This is a genomic window from Bradyrhizobium genosp. SA-3, from assembly GCF_004212635.1.
In the GTDB taxonomy this organism is placed as follows: domain Bacteria; phylum Pseudomonadota; class Alphaproteobacteria; order Rhizobiales; family Xanthobacteraceae; genus Bradyrhizobium.
The window spans coordinates 1-19,864 of record NZ_PSRT01000101.1; the positions used below are offsets into that span (position 1 = coordinate 1).

The 19,864-nt window shown below is 65.6% G+C and carries 21 protein-coding genes; 9 read left to right on the forward strand and 12 right to left on the reverse strand.

What is annotated here, in order from left to right:
• Positions 1 to 324: 324 nt before the first annotated feature.
• Positions 325 to 600 (reverse strand): hypothetical protein, encoded by a 276-nt coding sequence (locus CWO91_RS29335; RefSeq protein ID WP_130218550.1) that lies wholly within the window; start codon positions 598 to 600, stop codon positions 325 to 327.
• Between the two features lie 285 nt (positions 601 to 885).
• On the opposite strand from CWO91_RS29335, the gene CWO91_RS29340 reads away from it, so the two are divergent.
• A complete protein-coding gene (locus CWO91_RS29340; protein ID WP_165405788.1) occupies positions 886 to 1,332 on the forward strand; it encodes a hypothetical protein in 447 nt (148 codons plus the stop codon).
• Positions 1,333 to 1,434: 102 nt separating this feature from the next.
• Here the strand turns inward: CWO91_RS29340 and CWO91_RS29345 are convergent, their stop codons facing one another.
• Complete coding sequence (locus tag CWO91_RS29345; protein ID WP_130218552.1) at positions 1,435 to 2,277, reverse strand: GNAT family N-acetyltransferase; 843 nt, start codon at positions 2,275 to 2,277, stop codon at positions 1,435 to 1,437.
• 107 nt (positions 2,278 to 2,384) lie between these two features.
• Between CWO91_RS29345 and CWO91_RS29350 the strand changes: the two genes are divergently transcribed.
• The gene (locus CWO91_RS29350; RefSeq protein WP_130218554.1) at positions 2,385 to 3,086 is read left to right on the forward strand and encodes an SDR family oxidoreductase; all 702 of its coding nucleotides are present in this window, start codon (positions 2,385 to 2,387) and stop codon (positions 3,084 to 3,086) included.
• A gap of 8 nt (positions 3,087 to 3,094) precedes the next feature.
• On the opposite strand, the gene CWO91_RS29355 is transcribed toward CWO91_RS29350, so the two are convergent.
• On the reverse strand, positions 3,095 to 4,123 hold the full coding sequence (locus CWO91_RS29355) for a serine hydrolase (RefSeq protein ID WP_165405789.1): 1,029 nt from the start codon (positions 4,121 to 4,123) through the stop codon (positions 3,095 to 3,097).
• Between the two features lie 280 nt (positions 4,124 to 4,403).
• On the opposite strand from CWO91_RS29355, the gene CWO91_RS29360 reads away from it, so the two are divergent.
• The 3 genes from CWO91_RS29360 to CWO91_RS29370 all read left to right on the forward strand — a co-directional run bounded on the left by CWO91_RS29360 (position 4,404) and on the right by CWO91_RS29370 (position 5,927).
• Entirely contained in the window at positions 4,404 to 4,793 is a 390-nt protein-coding gene (locus CWO91_RS29360) for an ArsR/SmtB family transcription factor (RefSeq protein ID WP_091889742.1), read from the forward strand.
• The gene (locus CWO91_RS29365; RefSeq protein ID WP_165405790.1) at positions 4,793 to 5,284 is read left to right on the forward strand and encodes an SRPBCC family protein; all 492 of its coding nucleotides are present in this window, start codon (positions 4,793 to 4,795) and stop codon (positions 5,282 to 5,284) included. The genes CWO91_RS29360 and CWO91_RS29365 overlap by 1 nt, the downstream gene beginning before the upstream one ends.
• Positions 5,285 to 5,660: 376 nt before the next feature.
• Complete coding sequence (locus CWO91_RS29370; protein ID WP_130218597.1) at positions 5,661 to 5,927, forward strand: hypothetical protein; 267 nt, start codon at positions 5,661 to 5,663, stop codon at positions 5,925 to 5,927.
• Between the two features lie 15 nt (positions 5,928 to 5,942).
• On the opposite strand, the gene CWO91_RS29375 is transcribed toward CWO91_RS29370, so the two are convergent.
• Both CWO91_RS29375 and CWO91_RS29380 read right to left on the reverse strand, forming a co-directional pair.
• The gene (locus CWO91_RS29375) at positions 5,943 to 6,917 is read right to left on the reverse strand and encodes a Bug family tripartite tricarboxylate transporter substrate binding protein (RefSeq protein WP_130218560.1); all 975 of its coding nucleotides are present in this window, start codon (positions 6,915 to 6,917) and stop codon (positions 5,943 to 5,945) included.
• A 36-nt stretch (positions 6,918 to 6,953) separates the two neighbouring features.
• The gene (locus CWO91_RS29380) at positions 6,954 to 7,835 is read right to left on the reverse strand and encodes an IclR family transcriptional regulator (protein WP_130218562.1); all 882 of its coding nucleotides are present in this window, start codon (positions 7,833 to 7,835) and stop codon (positions 6,954 to 6,956) included.
• Positions 7,836 to 8,036: 201 nt separating this feature from the next.
• On the opposite strand from CWO91_RS29380, the gene CWO91_RS29385 reads away from it, so the two are divergent.
• Complete coding sequence (locus CWO91_RS29385) at positions 8,037 to 8,879, forward strand: hypothetical protein (RefSeq protein ID WP_165405791.1); 843 nt, start codon at positions 8,037 to 8,039, stop codon at positions 8,877 to 8,879.
• A 3-nt stretch (positions 8,880 to 8,882) separates the two neighbouring features.
• Here CWO91_RS29385 and CWO91_RS29390 read toward each other — a convergent pair whose 3' ends face one another.
• From CWO91_RS29390 to CWO91_RS29400, 3 genes are read right to left on the reverse strand one after another with little or no spacing between them, the layout of a single operon-like run.
• Entirely contained in the window at positions 8,883 to 10,094 is a 1,212-nt protein-coding gene (locus tag CWO91_RS29390; protein WP_130218564.1) for an ABC transporter substrate-binding protein, read from the reverse strand.
• Positions 10,095 to 10,133: 39 nt separating this feature from the next.
• A complete protein-coding gene (locus tag CWO91_RS29395; protein WP_130218566.1) occupies positions 10,134 to 10,991 on the reverse strand; it encodes a fumarylacetoacetate hydrolase family protein in 858 nt (285 codons plus the stop codon).
• Between the two features lie 22 nt (positions 10,992 to 11,013).
• Positions 11,014 to 12,522, reverse strand: coding sequence for a bifunctional 3-(3-hydroxy-phenyl)propionate/3-hydroxycinnamic acid hydroxylase (locus CWO91_RS29400; protein WP_130218568.1), 1,509 nt, complete (start codon positions 12,520 to 12,522; stop codon positions 11,014 to 11,016).
• 176 nt (positions 12,523 to 12,698) lie between these two features.
• Here CWO91_RS29400 and CWO91_RS29405 point away from each other — a divergent pair, with 176 nt between their 5' ends.
• Positions 12,699 to 13,361, forward strand: a complete 663-nt coding sequence (locus CWO91_RS29405; RefSeq protein WP_245471421.1) for a TetR/AcrR family transcriptional regulator — start codon at positions 12,699 to 12,701, stop codon at positions 13,359 to 13,361.
• Positions 13,362 to 13,677: 316 nt separating this feature from the next.
• On the opposite strand, the gene CWO91_RS29415 is transcribed toward CWO91_RS29405, so the two are convergent.
• Complete coding sequence (locus CWO91_RS29415; protein WP_130218572.1) at positions 13,678 to 14,469, reverse strand: DNA-binding transcriptional regulator; 792 nt, start codon at positions 14,467 to 14,469, stop codon at positions 13,678 to 13,680.
• A 147-nt stretch (positions 14,470 to 14,616) separates the two neighbouring features.
• On the opposite strand from CWO91_RS29415, the gene CWO91_RS29420 reads away from it, so the two are divergent.
• The gene (locus tag CWO91_RS29420; protein WP_165405792.1) at positions 14,617 to 15,600 is read left to right on the forward strand and encodes a VOC family protein; all 984 of its coding nucleotides are present in this window, start codon (positions 14,617 to 14,619) and stop codon (positions 15,598 to 15,600) included.
• Between the two features lie 17 nt (positions 15,601 to 15,617).
• On the opposite strand, the gene CWO91_RS29425 is transcribed toward CWO91_RS29420, so the two are convergent.
• Entirely contained in the window at positions 15,618 to 16,280 is a 663-nt protein-coding gene (locus tag CWO91_RS29425) for a response regulator (protein ID WP_130218574.1), read from the reverse strand.
• Positions 16,277 to 17,659 carry a sensor histidine kinase gene (locus CWO91_RS29430; protein ID WP_130218576.1) on the reverse strand — a complete coding sequence of 461 codons (1,383 nt, stop codon included), beginning with the start codon at positions 17,657 to 17,659 and terminating at the stop codon, positions 16,277 to 16,279. The genes CWO91_RS29425 and CWO91_RS29430 overlap by 4 nt, the downstream gene beginning before the upstream one ends.
• Positions 17,660 to 17,853: 194 nt before the next feature.
• Here CWO91_RS29430 and CWO91_RS29435 point away from each other — a divergent pair, with 194 nt between their 5' ends.
• Positions 17,854 to 18,714 (forward strand): DUF3280 domain-containing protein, encoded by an 861-nt coding sequence (locus CWO91_RS29435; protein WP_130218578.1) that lies wholly within the window; start codon positions 17,854 to 17,856, stop codon positions 18,712 to 18,714.
• A 102-nt stretch (positions 18,715 to 18,816) separates the two neighbouring features.
• Here CWO91_RS29435 and CWO91_RS29440 read toward each other — a convergent pair whose 3' ends face one another.
• Entirely contained in the window at positions 18,817 to 19,848 is a 1,032-nt protein-coding gene (locus CWO91_RS29440) for an L-idonate 5-dehydrogenase (protein WP_130218580.1), read from the reverse strand.
• Positions 19,849 to 19,864: the final 16 nt, after the last annotated feature.

The window sequence follows — 19,864 nt, forward strand, 5'->3', positions numbered from 1 at the left end:
TTTGGCGTGACGGCCTCGCTCACGGTTGCCCGCCCTGCGAAGCCTTTCGCGCCGGTGTGGTCCACGTCCACCGCCGCCCGGCCCGCGTTCGTGACGATCGCGATACGCCCTCTTCCTTGGGTCGGGTTGCGGCGACACATACGCCGTTTCCGAATTTCGGTAAAGTAGAATATTTTGGACGACCCGCATTGACCCACGGATCGCGTGTTTTGCCCGTCAGGCAACGCGACATCTTGTAGCCCGAGGGGCGGGAAGGCATCCATGCCGCAAAGAACGACCCGCCGCTCGATGAAAGCGGCAGGTCGTGCAAATGAAGCGCGGTCGCTACCAGCGATAGCCGCCGGTCAGCGTGCCGTTGTTGTTGCCGTCAGGGCCGACATCGCCCTGCGTCGAACTCGGGGTCGGATGGCGAGTGCCGTAGTACGCGCCATACGGTCCGGCGACGTCAGGATAGTACGCGCGCGGCTGAACCGGTTCGTAGGCAGGCGCGTCCCAACCCACGCGCGGCCCGTTCCAATCGTAGCCCTGCGCCGATGCGGCTGTCGCGCCTGCGACGAGCGATGCCGTGACCAGGCAGAGGAGTTTTGACTTGTTCTGCATTCGAGATGCTCCTTGCTTGTGTCGGGGGCCAACGGTTGCAATGCGGGAGCGTTCCGGACGTATTGGCCGGGAGCGATCAACTCCGATCAACTGGTTATGAATCGCGTGCCGCGGAACGAAGTGGCTGAAACGGGACGAGAATTCCGGGCGTTCTGCCGCACCATGTTCCCCGTTAATCCCGTGCCTTAACCAATAATTAATTATACGTTTGCGGGCGTGCGACAGCGCGGCCTAGCGTGCGGTGGGGAGCCGCTACCCGCGAAGCCAAACGAGTTGGTGCGTATCATGATGTCGACATCACAAGGGGCGCTATTCGCCTCGCTCAGCGCAGCCGCGCTGCTCCTTAGCCCCAGCGACAGCTTTGCCAGAACCGGCGGCGCCGCGCCGCATGGCGTCACCGCCGCTCCGTCAGGCGCAATGGCGCGTGCGCCGATCGGGCCGGGAGCCCGGTTCCACCGGCGGAGCCATCCCTGGGTCTACTGGCCCGGCGGGGGCGGGTTCTTGTACGATGGCGCGACGTACAGCCAGCCTTTCGGCGAGGCGGCGCAGCCGCTCTCCAGCGACGTGCGCTACACCTATACGTACGACGTTCCCTGGGATTGGGCGCATCGCTTCCCGCCGAACGTCGTGCCCTCCGACCGGCCCTATGTACCGAGCTGCCCGACGGAGCAGGTGACGGTGCCCGGCCGCGGCGGCGGCGAGCACACCGTCAACATCATGCGCTGCTACTGAGCTAAAGCGCGATGAGATTAGGATGAATCGTCATCGCGCTTTAGGTTATTGTTTGAGCATGATCTTTTCGGAAAACCGCTGCACACTTTTCCGGATCATGCTCTAACCCAGCTCGAAGCTGGTCACGCCGAAGACGCGGTCGATGCGCAGCGGCGGGATCGGCCCGGTGTACATCCGTGCCGTCTCGAACACCGGTTTGAGCCCGAGCTCGCCCGCGAGCGCGATGGCCTCGCGATTGACGGCGGGGACATCGAGGAAGACCTCGCCGCCGTCTGCGTTCGCCAGCAAAGCTTGCACGATCGCTTCCGCCGCCGCGCGATCGTCGGCGACGAGCGGGCCGATCTTGTGGCCCGTCCGGCACGGACGTATCACGCCCCATGCGGCGAGCTCGCCGTCGCGCAGCAGCGCGCGGCCGACATGGCCCGATGTGTTGATCCAGGCGCGCAGGAAGGCGCTGCGCGGGGCAGGGAAGACGGTGGCGTCATCGGCTTCAACACGTGCAAACGGGATCTTGTCGAGGGCGACGACCTCGGCGGGCGGTTTCGGTGGTGCGGTCACGATGCCGCCATAGCGGATATTGGCGTAGGCAAGCTGGAAGCCCGATTTCCTGTAATTGTCCTGCTGTGCGACCACGCCATCGAGCCCGATCACGCGGGCGCCCGCATGCGCGATCGCCGCGTTCCAGATGCGCAGGCCGTGGCCGCTGCCGCGAAAGTCTGTGCGCACGATGTAAAAGCCGAGGAAGGCGAAGCGGTCATCGTAATTGACGCAGGAGACGGTCGCGACCGGCTCGCCGTCGATCTCGCCGACGAAGAAGCCTTGCGCATCGGGGATCGCGAAACAGGCCGCATCGGCCAGGCCCGGATTCCACCCCTCCGCCGCGGCCCAGTCGATGGCGACGGCGATCTCCTCGGGACGCAAATTGCGGATCTGCAAATCGCTCATGACGGATGCTCTCGACGGTGGACCTGCCGGCGGATCTGGCGGTAGAAGGCCTCATGATAGGCCGGGCCTGTGGCTCGCCTCAACGATATCACAGAGGATGATCGGTCATGGCGGAGAAGGTTGCACTCGTCACCGCGGGCGGCAGCGGCATGGGCGCGGGGGCCGCACGGCGGCTGGCAGCAGACGGGTTTCGCGTCGCGATCCTGTCGTCTTCCGGAAAGGGCGAGGCCCTGGCTGCCGAGCTCGGCGGCTTCGGCGTCACCGGTTCGAACAAATCCAATGACGATCTGAAGCGCTTGGTCGACGGCGCGCTCGCCAAATGGGGACGCATCGACGTGCTCGTCAACAGCGCGGGCCACGGGCCGCGCGCGCCGATCACTGAGATCACCGACGAGCAATGGCATACCGGCCTCGATACGTATCTGCTCAACGTGATCCGTCCCACCCGGCTGGTCACGCCGGTGATGCAGGCGCAGAAGAGCGGCGCCATCATCAACATCTCGACCGCCTGGGCGTTCGAGCCGAGCGCGATGTTTCCGACCTCGGCGGTGTTCCGGGCGGGCCTTGCCGCCTTCACGAAAATCTTCACCGACACCTACGCCGCGGACAATGTCCGCATGAACAACGTGCTGCCGGGCTGGATCGACAGCCTGCCGCAGCTAGACGCGCGTCGCGACAGCGTGCCGATGAAGCGTTACGGCAAGGTCGAGGAGATCGCGTCGACGGTCTCGTTCCTGGCATCCGACGGCGCGGCCTACATCACCGGCCAGAACATCCGCGTCGACGGCGGGCTGACGCGCTCGGTTTGAGCGGCACCTCAATGTGAGGCGACGAGCCGTGCCAGTTCCGGCAATATCTTGTAGCGCGCGATCTCGTGCGGATATTCGCCGCGATTGGCGAGCAGGACGATGCCGAGCCGCCGGGCCGGCACGAGGCCGATATAGCCGGATGCGTTGTTGAGGCCGCCCGGCTTGTCCACTACGGTGACTCCGGGGAGATGCACGCTCTCCCAGGCCATGCCCTGTCCGAACTTCTCATCGACGCGGAAGGACTCATGCTGCGTCATCCGCAACGCCTCGCGCAGATGCGGATCGACCGAGCGGCCATCGACGCAGGCAGCAAGGAAGCTCGCGAGATCCCGTACCGAAGAGAACATCTGGCCGGTGCCGGAAAAGTCAAAATAGCTCTGCTGGTTGCCGATCGGGCCGATCGCCATGCCCTGATCCGAATAGCCCTGGACCACGCGCCGCATCCAGGCCTCGTCCATGGCGGCGCGGTTGTCTTCGCCGCGCTCGGGGACGCAGGTCGCGGTCATGCCGAGCGGCCCAAGGATGCGCTGTTCGAACAGGGGCGCGATCGGAGCGCCGTAACGGCGCTCGAGCACGAGCTGAAGCAGCACGTAGCCGGTATGGGTGTAGATGCGCTGCCGGCCGGGTGCGACGCCGGGCGGCGGCGCGAAGGTGTTCAGCATGGCGATGAACTGGTCGCGCGTAAACTGCTCGTCAGGCCAGGGCGGATGATCGGTCGGCAGCAACAGCCCCGAGGTATGCGTGGCGAGCTCGCCGACGGTGACGCCGCGGATGTAGTCGCCGTTTAGCTCGGGCAGGTATTTCGGCAGGGGGTCGTCGAGCCGCAGCTCGCCGCGTAGCGCGCCGAGCGCCACGAGCGTCGCCTCGAAAGGTTTTCGCAACGAGGCGAGATTGAACAGCGTGTCCGGCGTCACCGGCCGTTTGGCGGCGTCATCCGCAAAACCGTAAGTGAAGAACTCGACATGGCGGCCCGCATGGTCCGGCGTCGCGGTTGCCGCCAGCTCATTCGCGACGATGTCGCGCATCTGCGCGATCATGTCGGAATCCGCCCAGGTGCGCCGGGGCCAGGCAAAGGCGAATGGAACGAGCGCTGCCCGGCAAAGCGCCCGCCGGGTGAGGTGCGATGAGGTGACAACAGGCGGCACGGCTCTGACGCAAGATATGATGCGCCCCCGAGCCCTCTTAACGTGAACGAGCGCGCGCCCCAATTCACGATTGCGCGTTGTGGGTTCCCCGTGTGGGACTCGCGACAAAATCACTTAGCCTGTGAGCTAACAATTGTTGACGCCGGATGGCGGCAGCGCTATAGTTAGCTTCATGGCTAACCAATTGTCCCGGCTCGACCAGGTTTTTTCCGCGCTCGCCGATCCCACGCGGCGGGCGATCGTGATGCGGCTCTGCGCGGGCGAGGCATCGGTCGGCGAGCTCGCCGATCCCTTCGACATGGCGCTGCCGAGCTTCATGAAACACATCCATGTGCTGGAGACGAGCGGGCTCGTGCTGTCGGAGAAATCCGGCCGCGTGCGCACCTGCCGTCTCAGCCCGAATGCGCTCCTCAGCGCGGAAGACTGGTTCCAGCAGCAGCGTGCGATCTGGGAGGCGCGGCTCGACCGGTTCGAAGCCTACGTGATGAAGCTCAAGAAAGAGAAGGAGAGGGCGGCCGCCAAGCGTCCGTCCCGAACAACCAAACGGAAAGGTTCTGAGTGATGACGAATTCTGCCAATGCTGCCTTGTCGCAATGGTCGCTCGACCGCGAGATCGTGATGTCGCGCGTGATCGACGCGCCGCGCGAACTGGTGTTCGAGGCCTGGTCCGACCCGAAGCATCTGCCGCAATGGTTCGGACCGAAGGGGTTCAAGGTCGAGACCTTCGAGATCGACGTCCGCGTCGGCGGCGTCTGGCGCTTCAACATGATCGGCCCCGACGGCACGGTCTATCCGAACCGCATGCGCTTCCGCCGCATCGAGCGGCCGTCTCTGATGGAGATGGATCACGGCGTCGACCAGGACGAGGATCCCGGCATGTTCCGCTTCACCGTCACCTTTGCCGAGCAGAGCAACGGCAAGACCGTGCTGATGATGCGCCAGCTGGCCTCGAGCACCGAGCAGCGCGATGGCATGATCGGATTCGGCGCCGTCGAATACGGTTACCAGACGCTGGACAAGCTGGCGGCGTATGTGGCGGGGATGAAGGGGTGAGATCGCGTTCCCAAAGATTTCTCGCGGCCACTTGAACGCGTTCTAAGTTCATCCCTCAGCCGTTCAAAAAAACGAGTGCGGCTCCGGCGCAGAGGAGCGCCGAGGCCGCACTCATGCGCGCGCCACTTGGTCGTATCGACTTTCGAAGGAGTCTGATCGTTGCTCCCGCTAACGACGCGGCGAGCCGCCGGACGGTGGGGTCGTCTCGTTGCGCATGCGGACCAATCACGCGCATTGCCAACCGTTCCTACGCTCGTCGATGTGAAGGCGCGGCGATCTCGTCGAATCGCCCGGTCCGAAAATCGGAACACCGGTCCCGGAGCAGGTCGTGCGCCCGCCCGGTAGGAACGATAATGGCCCTCCGGCTTTGCCGATGATGACGCACATTATCTTCAGCGACTACCGCAACCCTGCCGCCGAGCAAGCCTACGACATTGCCTGGGACTTTCTCGCGCGCACGGACTCCATCCGCGACGAATTCGAGGCCTGCGTGTTCCTGGCGCAGCGTATCGCCGTGATGGTGGAGGAGGGGCAGACGAACCGGATCCGCATGGCCAATCGCGCGATCTCCGAATATCAGCACCACGTCGACGAATCCGACGACTTCATCCGCAGCGGCGGCCGCCGTGCCGGAGGGCGCTGAGCGCCGCATCGATCGTCATTCGCCCTTGAGGCCGGCGTCGCGGATCAGCTTGGTCCATTTCTGCGTCTCGTTGTCGATGAATTGGCCAAACTCGACCGCGGTGCCGGGGCGCACTTCGAGGCCCTGCGCGGTCAGCTTGTCCTTGATTGCGGGTTCGGCGAGCGCGCGCAGCACCTCGGCCTGGAGCTTGTCGACGATCACGCGTGGTGTCGTCGATGGCGCCATGAAGCCGTACCAGCCGGCGGCGGCCACGTTGGGAAAACCCTGTTCGTGCAAGGTCGGCGCCTGCGGGTAGAGCGCGCTGCGCTCGGGCGAGGCGACGCCGAGCACGATGAACTTGCCGCTCTGGATGTAGGGCAGGGCGGTCGGCAGCGCCGTCAGCGTGGCGTCGACGCGGCCGGCGAGCAGCTCGGTGTAGGAAGCGGCGTCGCCGCGGAACGGGATGTTGAGGCCCTTGACGCCGGCGTCCCGGAATAGGAGCTCGCCGGCAATGTGCGGCTGCGAACCGGCGCCGGGCGAAGCGAAGGTGAGACCGTCGGGCTTCGATTTGCCATAGGCGATCATCTCCGGCAGCGTCTTGAACGGCGCGTCCGCGCTGATGATCAAGAACAGCGGCGCGATCACCGCCATCGCCACGGGTTGCAGATCCTTTCGCTCGTAGGTCAGCTTGCCGAACAGCGCTTCGGCGGTGGCATAGGGGGCGGCGACATAGAGCAGGGTGTAGCCGTCGCCCGGCGCATGCGCGACCATATCGTTGGCGATGCGCGTGCCGGCACCCGGCTTGTTCTCGACGATGAACTGCTGATGCAGGCTGCGGCCGAGCTCCTCCGCCAGGAGGCGCAGCGAGATGTCGTTGGAGCCGCCGGGTCCGTAGGGTGAGATCAGCCGCACCAGGCGTGACGGCCAGGCCTCCTCAGCGCGTGCGGAAAATGGCGGGCCCGACAGGGATGCGGCAAGGGCGCCCAGCAATGTTCGGCGTGTGATGGTCATGATGGCCTCCCGGACGTGGGGCGCCAGCTTGCTTGTTCATGTCCTGGCGCCCTTCTTGTTTTGTTTGTGTGTCTCGGCTGCCGGCTCCGCCGCCTTGACGATGGCGCGGATGCTGTCGGCGAGGGCGGCGATGCGCGGTCCGATCTCGCCCTCCAGCTGGCCCGGCTGGAGCCGGAATGCGGGGATGCCACAATTGATCGAGAACGACTGCTTCGCTTCGCGCGCGTGAAACAGCGGCGCGGCGACCGCGTGGATCGAGGCGATGTACTCGCCCCAGCAGGTGCAGAAGCCGCGGCTTGCACATTGCGCGATTCCGGCCCGGTATTTGTCGCGGAAGGCGGACCACAGTGCGGCGTCTTCGGCTGCGATCTGTCGTTCGAGCCGGTCTGCATCCGCCGGCGGCAAGGTTGCCGCCGCAGCGCGGCCCATCGCGGTCATCGCGACGGGAATGGGCATGCCGATGTCGGGGACGTGCGGGCCGACGTCGCCGGAGCGCGCGGTTTCGACATAGATCATCGAGGTCGCATCGAGCAGCCCGATCGACACCGTGCCGCGGACACTCTGCGCGAGCTCCTGCATCATGGGCCGCGCCACCTGGCGAAACTGCATGTCGGCGAGCAGCGGATGCGCCATGCGCAGCGCCCGCGCTCCGACGCGATATTTCGCGCGCTCGGCGTCGTAGCGGAGATAGCCGAGCTCGGCCAGCGTGTGCGTCAACCGCGCCACCGTCGGCCGCGGAATCCCGGTCAGCGTCGACAGCTCCATGTTGCCGAGCGGCGTCGTCCCAGCCTTGAAAGCCTCGAGCACCACAAGGCCTTTCGCGAGCGTCGTCGCGAACGCTGCGTCATCGGTGCTCGAAGCCAGCACGGCGGCGGCGGTCGAGGAGGCGAGGGTCGGTTTGGAGGCGGTTCGGGCCATTCGGATTTAATGAACCCGAACAGACCTGTTGTCCAATAAATTCGCAGAATGAGCGGTTATCGTCCACTATGCGGACGCCCTGACCTGGGCCAAAGATGCGCGGAAAGCGCCCCCCGCACACAGATTGTTGTCGTGATTCCATGGCGTCTTGTGACAGGATTATTACGAACACATGTCACATCGATTACAGCGGAGCGATTCATGTTGCAGTGGCAGGCACGGTCAAATCCCCTCGCGTGGTGGTGGGGGTCCCTGACGCTGGTCAGCGCTGCCAACATCCTCGTCTGGTTCATGCTGTACCGCGAGTTCTACCCGACCGTTGCGGGCAGCGTCAGTGGCGGCTCGGATATCGGCCTGATGTTCCTGCTGTGCGCGGCCTATGTGTTCGGCTGCGCCTTCCGCTCGGTGCTGCCGCGCGCCGATGTGCAGCGCATCTGCCTGTTCGATACCTGGCTGTCGAGCGTGTTCGTCGGCCGCACGGTCGCGACCGTCGCCGAAGTCTGCTTTGCCGCGCAATGGGCGATCATCCTGCATCAGCTCGGAAACATGACCGGTGCGGAGACCGCGGTGAACATCGCGCTTGTGATCGTGCCGATCATCATCATCGCGGAGTGCTTCTCCTGGTACGCGGTGGTGACCACCAACTTCCTCTACAATGCGATCGAGAACTCGCTGTGGGCGGTGACCTTCTTCCTCGCCGGCATCGCGCTGTGCCGGCTGATGCCGGAATTCCAGGGGCCGGTGCGCTGGGCGCTGATCGCCGGAATCGTCGGCATTGCCTGCTTCCTCGCCTTCCTCGTCACCGTCGACGTGCCGATGTATCTCAGCCGCTGGCGGGCAGGGCACGCCGAAGGCGGCAGGTTCTTGGGCTTCCTCGAAGGCCTGCACGACGTCGCGACGCGCTGGGTCGTGACCCACGACATCGCGCATTGGAAGGGCGAGCTGACCTGGATGTTCCTGTATTTCAGCGCCGCGGTGTGGTCCAGCCTCGCGCTCTGCGCGCTCTACGCCATGGAAGGCTATCTCACGCGCTACCTCGCCTGACGGTTACTTGCTGACCAGGCGGCACTTGCTGCGGTCGAGCGGACGGAAGGCCTGGTCCGGCGGGATCGTTGCGACCTGCTTGACGAAATCCCAGGGCCCCCTGGATTCCTCCGGCGTCTTGACCTGCACCAGATAGAGATCGTGCACCATGCGCTGGTCCTCGCGGATACGGCCGTTGGGGGTGTAGGCATCCGACACCGGCGTCGCCTTCATCTTGGCCATCACGGTGGCGCTGTCGTCCGAGTCGGTGTCTTTCACGGCTTGCAGATAGTGGCGTACGGCGGAATAGACGCCGGCCTGGATCTGCGAGGGCATTGCTTTCCTGCGCGCATAGAACGCATCGGAGAACTTCCGGGCGGCGGGCGAGACGTCCTCGAAGAAAGAGGTGACGATGAGATCGCCGCGCGTGGCCTTGAGCCCGACCGCCTCGATGTCGACGTTCTGAAACGACATCGGCACGATTTTCATGCCTTGGCTGGCGAGCCCGAATTCCTCGGCCTGCTTGATCGCGGTGGCGTTGTCGCCGGCGACGTTGATCGCGAGGATCTTTGCGCCCGAAGACTGCGCCTGCAGCAGGAACGAGCTGTAGTCGGGCGTACCGAGCTGCGCCTTGACGCTGCCGGCGACCTTGCCGCCAAGCGCAGCAATGCGGTCGCGCGCGGTCGCCTCGATCGAATGGCCAAAAGCGTAGTCGCCGGTGATGAAGAACCACGGCTCCTGGCTGGTCTGCATGATACCGGAGACGACTGCGGTCGCCGTGGAATAGGCGTCCTGGGTCCATTGCACGCTGGTCGGCGCGCAGGCTTCATCGGTCAGCTGGTTAGCGCCGGCGCCGGAGACGAGAAAGATCTTGCCGTTGCTGCGCACCAGCTCCTGCACCGCGAGTGCGGCGCCGGAGCTGCCACCGTCGGCGATCGCCTGCAAGCCGTCGCTGAACCACTTTCGCGCGAGGGAGGCGGCGAGGTCCGGCTTATTCTGGTGATCGGCCTGCAAGATCTCGATCGGCTTGCCGTTGATCTTGCCACCGAACTCCTCCGCGGCCATCCGCGCCGCCTCGACCGAGCCGGGACCCATGGCGGTTGCGAAGATGCCGTTCATGTCGGTAAGGACGCCGATGCGGATCGCATCGCCCTTGATCTCGGCGCGCGCGGTGGCGCCTGCAAGCGCCAGCGCGGACAGCAGGATGGCGGTGGAGGTCGTGCGGATTGTGGCCATGGCGTTTCCTGATTTATCGTTGATCGATGGTGCTGGCGGTCAAGCCGGTTCGGCGATGACGTTGTTGCGCAAGATTCCGATGCCGGAGATCTCGACCTCGACGGTGTCGCCGGGGCGCATCCACAGCGGCGGCGTGCGCTTGGCGCCGACGCCACCGGGCGTGCCCGTGACGACGACGTCGCCGGGCGCGAGCGGGCAGATCGTCGAGATATAGGCGATCAGCTCGGGGATGGCGGTGATCAGGAGATCGGTGGTGGTGTCCTGCACGACATTGCCGTTCAGCCGCGTCTGCAAGGAGAGCTTCGACGGATCGGGGATCTCGTCCGCAGTCACCAGCCAAGGCCCAAAACTGCCGCTCTCGGCAAAGGTCTTGCCTGACAGGAATTGGCTGGTGTGGCGCTGCCAGTCGCGGACGCTGCCTTCGTTGTAGCAGGAATAGCCCGCGATATGGTCGAGCGCGCTACTCGCCGGGATGTGGCGGCCTTTCTTGCCGATGACGAGCGCGAGCTCCCCTTCATAGTCGAAATCGTCGCTGACCTTCGGCTTCACAATGGGCTGGAGATGCCCGACCTGGCTGCAGGGAAATCGGACGAACAGCGCCGGCTTCTCGGTGACGGTGCGGCCGGTCTCGGCGACGTGGTCACGATAGTTCAGGCCGACGCAGATGATCTTGCCGGGATCGGGGATGACGGGTGCGAAGCTGATCTTATCGAGCGCATGATCCGGCGTAGCGGAGCCGGCGAGAATCGCGGCCTCGGCGAGATGGCCCTTTTCGAGCAGCCGGCGCAGCGTGGTGCAGCCGTCGCCGGCCATGCGCGCACCGAGATCGACGACGCCGCCGTCCTTGACGGCGCCGAAGGAGGCGCGACCATCGGCGAGAAATGAAAGCAGCTTCATGAAGTGTCCTTGAAGAGTTCGGTCAGGCCGCGGACGGCACGTGGGTTGGAGGCGTGATGGCGGCGATAAGCCGGTCGAGCTCGGCATCGTTGCGGGCGGTGCCGCGCACATAACGGTCGGGCCGAACGAGCGCGGCCGTGATGCCGTGCTCGCGAAGCCAGGGTCCGACACCTTCGGCATCGTCGCTGGTCAGGATCTTGATCCCTGCCTGCGAAAGACTGGGACGTGACGACAACGTGGCCGCGCTCGCGACGAGGAGCACATGGCTGTAGCCGACCTGGTCGTCGCTGCGGCCGCCGTCGCTCAAGGTGAACTGCGGCGCGAGGTGTCCGGTGAGAGGCAGGTCGCCGAGCGCAAGGCCGGGGCCGAGCAGCGGCTTCTTCACCTCGAGCCTGACCGGCGCATTCTCGCGTGCTTTGCCTGCGGCAAGGCCGGCTTCGATCGCCTTGGTGTTGATGACCCCGCCGAGGCGAATGGCGAGCTCAATGAACTCGCGCACATGCGGCTGGCGTTCGCTCTGATAGGTGTCGAGGAGGTCAGCTGCAGCGCCGCCACGGATGATTGCGCTGAGCTTCCAGGCGAGGTTTGCAGCATCGCGGATTCCGGCGCACATGCCCTGGCCCAGGAAGGGCGGTGTCTGATGCGCGGAATCGCCGGCGAGCAGCAGTCGAGCGCTGCGCCATCGCTGCGCGATGACGGAATGAAACGTGTAGACCGCGGCGCGCTCGATCGCGGCATCATCCGGCGTGATCCAGCGCGACAGCAGCTCCCAGACCTTGGCAGGTTGCGCTACCTCCTGGGAGTCCTCATCGGCAAGAACCGTGATCTCCCAGCGCCGCCGTGTGCCGGTGCCGCGCACGTAAGTTGCGGGCCGCCGCGGATCGCAATGCTGGAGGCTGTAGTCGCCGAGATCGTCGCGCTCGCGCTTGAGCAGGACGTCGATCACCAGCCAGCGCTCGTGGAAGCCGAGGTCGTCCATCCCCGAGCCGATGAAGCGTCGCACCAAGGAGCGGGCGCCGTCGCAGCCGATCACGTAGCCGGCGCGGACCTCGCTGAGCCTCCCGTTGGAGAGGTCCTCGTAGCGGATGCGCACGCCATGCTGATCTTGGTCCAGTGCGAATACATCGCAATGATTGCGCAAGGTTACGTGCGGCCATCGCGCGAGGCCGCCGATCAGCACGTCCTCCAGATCGGGCTGATGGAAGCGATAGCTCAGATTCCAGCCCATCGGGGTGAGCATCTGCGGCCGCGACCAGTCCAGCAGCATGCGGCCATCGGCGTCGAGGAAGAGCATCCCGGGGCTGAGGATGGTTTGCGGCAGGATGGCGTCGGCAAGGCCGATGGTCTGGAACACGCGCATGCATTCGTCGTCGAAATGCACCGCGCGCGGCAAATGATAAGTCCGTGCCTCTCGCTCGAGCACCAGCGTGCGTACGCCGCACAGGCCGAGCAGGTTGGCAAGCGTGGCGCCGACCGGACCACGGCCGACGATGACGACGTCAAACTCTTCGGGGGCGGAGTTATTTTGCATGGGGCGATGTTTGTCCTCAGACGGGTGGCCGCTTCAACGCCGTCGCGCCGAGTGTCCGTCCAGCGGACACACACGCGCTCAGGCGCGCCCGACATGTCGGCTGGGTGAGCCGCGGGGGGGGGCTTGCAACGGGCGGCAATCATGTATATGTACAGATGAACATATATGAGGGCGACATGGCGAAGGCCAGGAAGAAGACCGCTGCGCTGTCCCGCCCGCGGGGGCGGCGGAGCAGGGATATGCCGGATGGCCGCCAAGCGCTCTTGGCCGCCGCCACACGGGCTTTTGCCTGTCACGGTTTCGATGGCGCCGATCTGCGCAGCGTCGCTGCGGCTGCCAATGTCAGTGCCAACCTGGTTCGCGTTCACTTCGGCAACAAGGCCGCGCTCTGGGAGGCTTGCCTTGATCAAGTCGTGGCGATCGGACTGCCCGCCATGGCCGGGGTCCGGGAGATTGCTTGTGATTCCACGCGCTCGCTGGGTGAACGGCTTGGCGGCGTGATCCGTGAGATCGCCGCCTTCTATGCCGCGCATCCAGACGTCAGGGATTTCGTCGTCCGGCATGCCACAGAAGTGCCGGAGCGGGCCATGCTGGTGTCGGATCGACTTCTACATCCGGCCTATGCCACGGTTCGTGAGCTTTTTTCCGCCGGCATTGAAGCAGGTATCATTCGCAGTCGTCATCCGGCGTTGTTTTTTGCTCTTCTCAATGCTGCGCTGAACCAGCCGCCTGCTTTTCCGATGCTGATCGATCGGATTGCGCCCGAGATCGACCCGGAAGCCTCTCGCGATCTGCTGACCGAGACGACCATCGCGACGTTTCTTCATCTTCCGCAATGAGGCTGGATGACATCGCCAGCCTCGCCAAATGTCCAACCTGAGAGTGAGAGTCCCCCATGCAATTTCGTCTTGTTCTTGCTTTGCTGAGTGCAACGATCACGCCGGCCCTTGCCCAGTCCGGACCGAGCGAGGCCATCCAGCGGCAAGCCTGCATGGGGGACGCCCTTCGGCTTTGCGCCGCCTATGTTCCCGACCGCGCCCAGATCAGGGATTGCATGGCTGCTCAGCGAGATCAGCTCAGCCCGCAATGCCGCGCCGTGTTTGATGCATCCGCTGAGGCTTCGGCTCCGCAACGGCATGTCGGATCCCGGCCGCGTTAGGATTCGACCGGGATGGCCGCCGCCGCTTCGCGCAACGGCGCAACAAACCTCGCGATCGCTTCGTCGAGTGAAAGCGCTGACCGGATCCAGATGATCGAGATGCAGCCGAACACGATGTCGCCGCGGACGATCGGCACGGCAATCGAGGCCGTCTTGGGGTTGAACTCGCCCTCATTGCGAACGGCATAGCCGCGCCCTGCAGTCTCCGCGATCATGCGGGTGAAGCGACACTCATCGAGGAAATAGCGATCGTCGGCGTCGTCGATGCGGCGCAGATGGGCCACGATCAGATCACGTTCGCGGGGCGCGCAGGCGGCGAGATAGGCGCGGCCGGCGGAGGTGCGCAGCATCGGCAGCCGCTTGCCGATCATGCCGCGGTCGATCGAGAGGGGACTGCGCGAATGGGTCGTTTCCTGCACCACCATCGCGGCGTTCTCGTAGGTGGAGAGATCGACTGGCCAGACCAGCGTCTTGCTGAGGTCGGCGAGATAAGGCGCTGCCGCCTGGCAGATCACCACGCCGGGATCATAGCCGTCACCGAGGCTCAGCGCCCGCCGGGTCACACGAAAACGGTCGTCGCTGGCGCTGCGCGCGACATAGCCGAGTTCCTCCAGCGTTTCGAGCAGGCGATAGACGGTGGGACGGGGCAGGTCGAGCGCGCGCGCAACGTCGCCGGCGCGGATGCCGCCGGAGCGATTGACCTCCTGCAGCACGTCCAGCCCGCGCTTGAAGGCACGAACGCCTTCCGACTGACGGGGCTGTCCGTTCCGCGTCCGCTCCTTGGACACTTCGTAATTCCTCCCTTGTGGCGCACGGTCTCGCGATTATCGTCGTTGCGAACGCGAAGCGATTGCGGGACTTCACCGTAGGATCGCGCGCGGCCGGTATCAAGTTCGCCGCACTGCGGCACATGCGATGCCTTCGGGAGGACGTCGATGGAAATCACCGCGCTCGGCTACATCGGGATCAATTCATCCCAGCTCGACCCGTGGAGCCGGATGGCGACCGGGCTCCTCGGCATGCAGCAGGTCGACCGCGGCGGCAAGATGCGCGCCTTCCGCATGGACGACCGCAAGCAGCGCCTGATCGTCGATGGCAGCAGCGATGCGGGGCTCGCGGTGATGGGGTGGGAAGTTCCCTCGGCCGCCGAACTGGACCAACTCGCTGGCAGGCTTGAAGGGCAGGGCGTCAAGGTCGTCCGCGGGTTACGCGCACTGGCTGATGAGCGGCATGTCACCGAGCTGATCACGTTCGCCGATCCCGCCGGCAACCGGTTGGAGGCGTTCTGCAAGCCGGAGCTTGCGACCGAACCGTTTAGGCCGGGCCGACCGATCTCGGGTTTCCGCACCGGCGCGCTCGGCATGGGACATGTCGTGCTCAATGTCGAGGACGTCGAGCCGCTGTTGCCGTTCTATCGCGACGTGCTCGGTTTCCATGTCTCGGACTTCGGCCTCAAGCCCTACGGGCTTTATTTCTTCCACGTCAACGGCCGCCACCACTCCTTTGCGATGGTCGGCTCCGGGCGCAAGGCGATGCACCATTTCATGGTCGAGCTCGGCAGTCTCGACGATGTCGGGCAAGGCTATGACCTCGCGCAAATGGACGACGGCCGCATTGCCTATACGCTGGGACGGCACACCAACGATCACATGACTTCGTTCTACGTGAACACTCCGTCCGGCTTCTTCATCGAGTATGGCTGGGGCGGACGCGTGATCGATCCCGAGACCTGGCAGCCGCACGAGACCTTTGACGGCCCGTCGCTGTGGGGTCACGAGCGGCTCCATATGCCCGAAGAGCAGCGCAGGCGGCTGCGCGACATGCGACTCGATGCTGCAGCGCGCGGCGTGCGCGTCGCCGACCCGCGTGTGCCGCCGCTCAACTGCGCGTGGCTGGATTCGGTGATCGCACGCGAATGATCCGCGGCCACGCAGCGTCAGGCCTCGCCGAGATCGACCTCTGTCAAAAGTCCCTGGCGCAACGCCAGTCGCACCAGCTCGATATCGGAGCCGACGCCGAGCTTGTCTTTGATCAGCGAGTGCAGGTTTGCCACCGTCTTCGGGCTGACATGCAGGGTCTCGGCGATCTCATCCGTCGTGTTCTCGGCGAGCAGCAGCCGCAGCACCTCGAACTCGCGCGGTGTGAGCACGTCGGCGGCCGAGCTCTCGCCGCTGATGCGGCTGAGAGCAAGTTCGTGGTCGATGTCGGGGCTGATGGCGATCTTGCCGGCGAGCACGTCCTTCACCGCGCGCACCAGCGTCTCGGGCGGATTGGTCTTGGTGACGTAACCCCTCGCACCGGCGCGGATCGCCTGCAGGGCAAAGCCGGCATTCTCGTGCATGGTGAAGACCAGGATCCGCGCGCCCTTGTCCCATTGCCTGATCCGCCTGACGGCCTCGATGCCGCCGATGCCGGGCATGCTGAGGTCCATGATGACGAGGTCGGGCGCCTCGGATTTGTACAGCCGGTAGGCTTCCGCACCGTCGGCCGCCTCGGCGACGACGCGCAAGCCCGGCTGCTTCTGAAGCACGGAGCGATAGCCCTCGCGGACGACGGAATGATCGTCGACCAGCAAGATGGTCGCATCAGTCGCGCTCATGCCGCGTGCTCCAGCGCCTGCCCATCGGCGGCCGCGAGCGGAATGACCACGCGCAATGCCGAGCCATGGGGACCGGTTTCGAAGCTCAGCCGGCCACGAAGCGCGGCGACGCGCTCGCGCATGCCGAGCAGGCCCATGCCGGATTTGACCGCCGCCTCGTTCGGCCGGCCGTCGTCCTCGATCGCGAGCGCGATCTCACTTTCGGCCATCGTCAGATGCAGACTGACCTTCGTTGCGCCGGCGTGCTTGGCCGCGTTGGTGAGCGCCTCCTGCACGATGCGATAGAGGTTGGCGCTGACGGAGGCGGGCACGCTCTCGAAGGCGCCCTCGAAGCGGATTTCGAAGCGGGTCTGGCCGCGGCTGCGGCCGTTCCACCCCGAGACCAGGCCTTCGAGGCTCGCGACGAGGCCGAGCTCGTCGACATCGGGCGGCCGCAACCGGAACAGCGCGCCGCGCAGCGTCTCCATCATGCCGGTCGCGGTCCGGGCAATGCTGTCGCACTCTCCCAGCAAATCGGGGCAGTCCTGCGCCGCAGTCTGGCGGGCGGATGCGGCAAGCGCGCGGATTGCGGCGAGCGACTGGCCGAACTCGTCATGCAGCTCGCGCGCGAGATGGCGCCGCTCTTCGTCCTGGAGCGCGATCAGCTTCCGCGTCAGCTCGCTGCGCTCGGCGAGCGCGGTGTCGAGGCTTTCGGCGAGATGGTTGAAGACGTCGCGGATGGCGGAGAGCTCGGCGAGATCGAACGGCGGCAGCCGTGTGGTGAGGTCACCAGCGGCAATCCGCTCGAGGCCGTTGCCGATCATGCGGGTGGGGCGCAGGGCGCGGGCGAGTGCGGCATAGACCAGCGCGCAGAGCAGCGGCAGTGCGATCGCAAGCGCGATCATCAGGCGGCCGGCCTCGTGCCAGGCCTCCGCCGTCTGCACGGCCGGGTCGACCGAGACGACGGTCTCGCCGAGCTTCGTTCCGCGCACGATCACGGGCCGCGCCGCCTCGCGGCCGGGGTCGAACAGGCTGCGATAAAAGGCGGCGAAGGCTTGCGGCGGCGGGCTCGCCGGGGCAGGCGCGCCACTACAGAAACGCTGAAGCATCTCGCCGCTCGCGCTGCGGAATCCAAGACACAGGCCGGGCGTCATCACATGGGCCGAAACCGGGTCAAGATTCGGAAAGTCGGAGCGCGGGCTGGCCACCCACTGGATCTTGCCCTGTTGCAGCTCCAATGTCTTCGCCACGATAGCGGCGATACCGTCGATGCGTGCATGCGCGGCGCTGTCGGCGGTAACAAGGAAATAGGCGGAGATCGCGGCGAAGCAGGCGGCCGATACGGCGGCCACGCGCAACGTCAGACGGACCTTGAGATCGAACCTCGGGCGATTCCACATCGGCGGGTACCTGGTGCGAACGGGTTTGTCGCCCCCGCATTAAACGGCAGAACGCAAGCGGCGGGAAGCGTTCCCGCCCTGCCGCAGTGCAATGTCGTGAAATTTTCCCGGCGCTCGTCGGGACAGCCACGGCTGCATGGTCTCAGGCGACCCGTTCAGATTTGCGGGGCCGCTCCATCCCACGAGGCCCATTCATGCACCGCTCCCGGTTGATTCTCTCGACTCTTCTCCTGTCCGTCCTCTTTTATTCGCCGGCCGACGCCGAGCCTGCCATTGGCGTTGCCATGGACGATTTCAGCTATACCGACACGTCGGCCGAGCCGGCCAACCAGAGCGCCGCCCACGAGCGGCGGCTATCGGCCTTCATGGCCGCGCTCAGACGGGATATCGGCGCGGACCGGCGCTATCGGCTGGTGCCGTCTGCCCAGGACGGCGCGGCGTTCAAGGTCATCGGCGGCATCCAGAAGACCAGCACGCTGGTGCAATGGGCCAAGGTCGCCGTGATCGACGTCGGCGCCAAGAGGCTCGTGATGGACAAACTCTACACCTTCCGCGGCGACAATGATGAATCATGGGAGCGCGCCGAAATCTTCGTGTCCCGCGAGGTCATGGCTGCGCTCGGCACACAAGCGCCGGTCGCGCTGGCCGTGTTCGACTTCGAGCTCGAGGACATGACGGCCGCTTCCGCGACCACCTCGGCCGCGTCGGACGCCTCGTATCTGGCCGAGGTCACCGGCGGTGTGCGCGAGGCGCTCGGCCAGTCCGGGCGTTACCGGATCGTCGATGTCAGCGGACACGCGGCGGGGGCGAGCGCGCTGCGGGATTGCGGCGGCTGCGAGGCGGCGATCGCGCAAAAGCTCGGCGCGGATCAGTCGCTGATCGGCGTGGTGCGGCGGGTCAGCCGCACCGAATACACGCTCGGCTTCCAGGTTCGCGATGCCAGGACCGGCGCGGTGGTGGCGCGCGGCGACAGCGGCCTGCGCCTCGGCGCGGACTATTCCTGGAAGCGCGGGGCCGTGCTGCTGGTCAGCGACCGGCTGATCGAGAGCCACTAGCCCTCGTTGTAGTCGATCGGCGATGCTTGCTTCACGTCTCCCTACGGGAGAGGTGATCTGAGCTCTGGGGCCCGCCTTGATTCACTTAAGCCTCATCGCGCTTCAGAACGTCAGTTGCACCTTCATCGACTGCGCGCGGTCGCTGGCGAGCTCGAAGGCGGCGACCGCGTTCTCGAACGGCATGGTGGCCGTGATTAGCGGCTTGACGTCGATCAGGCCTTCACCCATCAGCCGCACCGCGAGCTCGAACTCGGGATCGAAGCGGAACGTGCCGCGGAGCTGCAATTCCTTTGCGACGATCGAGTTGATCGGCAGCGTCATCTCACCACCGAGGCCGAGCTGAACGAGAGTGGCTCCGGGCCGCAAAATGTCGAGCGCGGCGCGGAGTGCAGCCTGGTTGCCCGAGGCTTCGAACAGGGTGTCGAACACACCCTTGCCGGCGCGCCACGGATCGAGCGCAGTGGCGTTGGTCGCGACATTGACGGCATGCGTGGCGCCGAGTTTTTTCGCGACCGCGAGCGGCGCGTCGGCCACATCCGTTACTACTATCTCGGATGCACCGCCGAAGCGCGATACCAAAATCATCAGCGCGCCGATTGGGCCGCAGCCGGTGATCAGCACGCGCTTGCCGAGGAGGGGGCCGGCCTGCTTGCCGGCATGCAGGCACACCGCCAGCGGTTCGGCGACCGCGGCTTCCGCCAGCGAGAGCTTGTCGGCGATCGGCACGGCCTGCGTGGCATCGACCGTGATGAATTCGCGAAAGCCGCCTTGCACATGGGGAAAGCGCATCGCGCTGCCGAGGAAGCGCATGTCGAGGCACTGGTTGCGCATGCCTTCCTGGCAATGCAGACACTGACCACACGGCTTGCTCGGATTGACCGCGACGCGCGTGCCCGGCTTGATGCTGGTGACGCTGTCACCGACGGACGCGACCACGCCGGCGATCTCATGCCCAAGCGCCATCGGCTGCTGGATGCGGACCACGCCGAAGCCGCCGTGATGGTAGTAGTGCAGATCGGAGCCGCAGATGCCGCCATTGGCGATCTTGACGCGGACCTCGCCCGGGCCGGGCTCCGCATCCGGATAGCTATCGATCCGCAGGTCTTTCGGGGCGTGAATGACGACGGCGCGCATGGGCTCGTTCCTTGTT

Coding starts and splice junctions, on each gene's coding strand:
- CWO91_RS29345 (WP_130218552.1), bottom strand. CDS start 2,277: ATGAGCGATTTGCAGATCCGCAATTTGCGTCCCGAGGAGATCGCCGTC.
- CWO91_RS29340 (WP_165405788.1), top strand. CDS start 886: ATGATGTCGACATCACAAGGGGCGCTATTCGCCTCGCTCAGCGCAGCC.
- CWO91_RS29350 (WP_130218554.1), top strand. CDS start 2,385: ATGGCGGAGAAGGTTGCACTCGTCACCGCGGGCGGCAGCGGCATGGGC.
- CWO91_RS29355 (WP_165405789.1), bottom strand. CDS start 4,123: ATGATCGCGCAGATGCGCGACATCGTCGCGAATGAGCTGGCGGCAACC.
- CWO91_RS29380 (WP_130218562.1), bottom strand. CDS start 7,835: ATGGCCCGAACCGCCTCCAAACCGACCCTCGCCTCCTCGACCGCCGCC.
- CWO91_RS29395 (WP_130218566.1), bottom strand. CDS start 10,991: ATGAAGCTGCTTTCATTTCTCGCCGATGGTCGCGCCTCCTTCGGCGCC.
- CWO91_RS29390 (WP_130218564.1), bottom strand. CDS start 10,094: ATGGCCACAATCCGCACGACCTCCACCGCCATCCTGCTGTCCGCGCTG.
- CWO91_RS29375 (WP_130218560.1), bottom strand. CDS start 6,917: ATGACCATCACACGCCGAACATTGCTGGGCGCCCTTGCCGCATCCCTG.
- CWO91_RS29430 (WP_130218576.1), bottom strand. CDS start 17,659: ATGTGGAATCGCCCGAGGTTCGATCTCAAGGTCCGTCTGACGTTGCGC.
- CWO91_RS29425 (WP_130218574.1), bottom strand. CDS start 16,280: ATGAGCGCGACTGATGCGACCATCTTGCTGGTCGACGATCATTCCGTC.
- CWO91_RS29440 (WP_130218580.1), bottom strand. CDS start 19,848: ATGCGCGCCGTCGTCATTCACGCCCCGAAAGACCTGCGGATCGATAGC.
- CWO91_RS29360 (WP_091889742.1), top strand. CDS start 4,404: ATGGCTAACCAATTGTCCCGGCTCGACCAGGTTTTTTCCGCGCTCGCC.
- CWO91_RS29420 (WP_165405792.1), top strand. CDS start 14,617: ATGGAAATCACCGCGCTCGGCTACATCGGGATCAATTCATCCCAGCTC.
- CWO91_RS29385 (WP_165405791.1), top strand. CDS start 8,037: ATGTTGCAGTGGCAGGCACGGTCAAATCCCCTCGCGTGGTGGTGGGGG.
- CWO91_RS29370 (WP_130218597.1), top strand. CDS start 5,661: ATGACGCACATTATCTTCAGCGACTACCGCAACCCTGCCGCCGAGCAA.
- CWO91_RS29365 (WP_165405790.1), top strand. CDS start 4,793: ATGACGAATTCTGCCAATGCTGCCTTGTCGCAATGGTCGCTCGACCGC.
- CWO91_RS29400 (WP_130218568.1), bottom strand. CDS start 12,522: ATGCAAAATAACTCCGCCCCCGAAGAGTTTGACGTCGTCATCGTCGGC.
- CWO91_RS29335 (WP_130218550.1), bottom strand. CDS start 600: ATGCAGAACAAGTCAAAACTCCTCTGCCTGGTCACGGCATCGCTCGTC.
- CWO91_RS29435 (WP_130218578.1), top strand. CDS start 17,854: ATGCACCGCTCCCGGTTGATTCTCTCGACTCTTCTCCTGTCCGTCCTC.
- CWO91_RS29405 (WP_245471421.1), top strand. CDS start 12,699: ATGGCGAAGGCCAGGAAGAAGACCGCTGCGCTGTCCCGCCCGCGGGGG.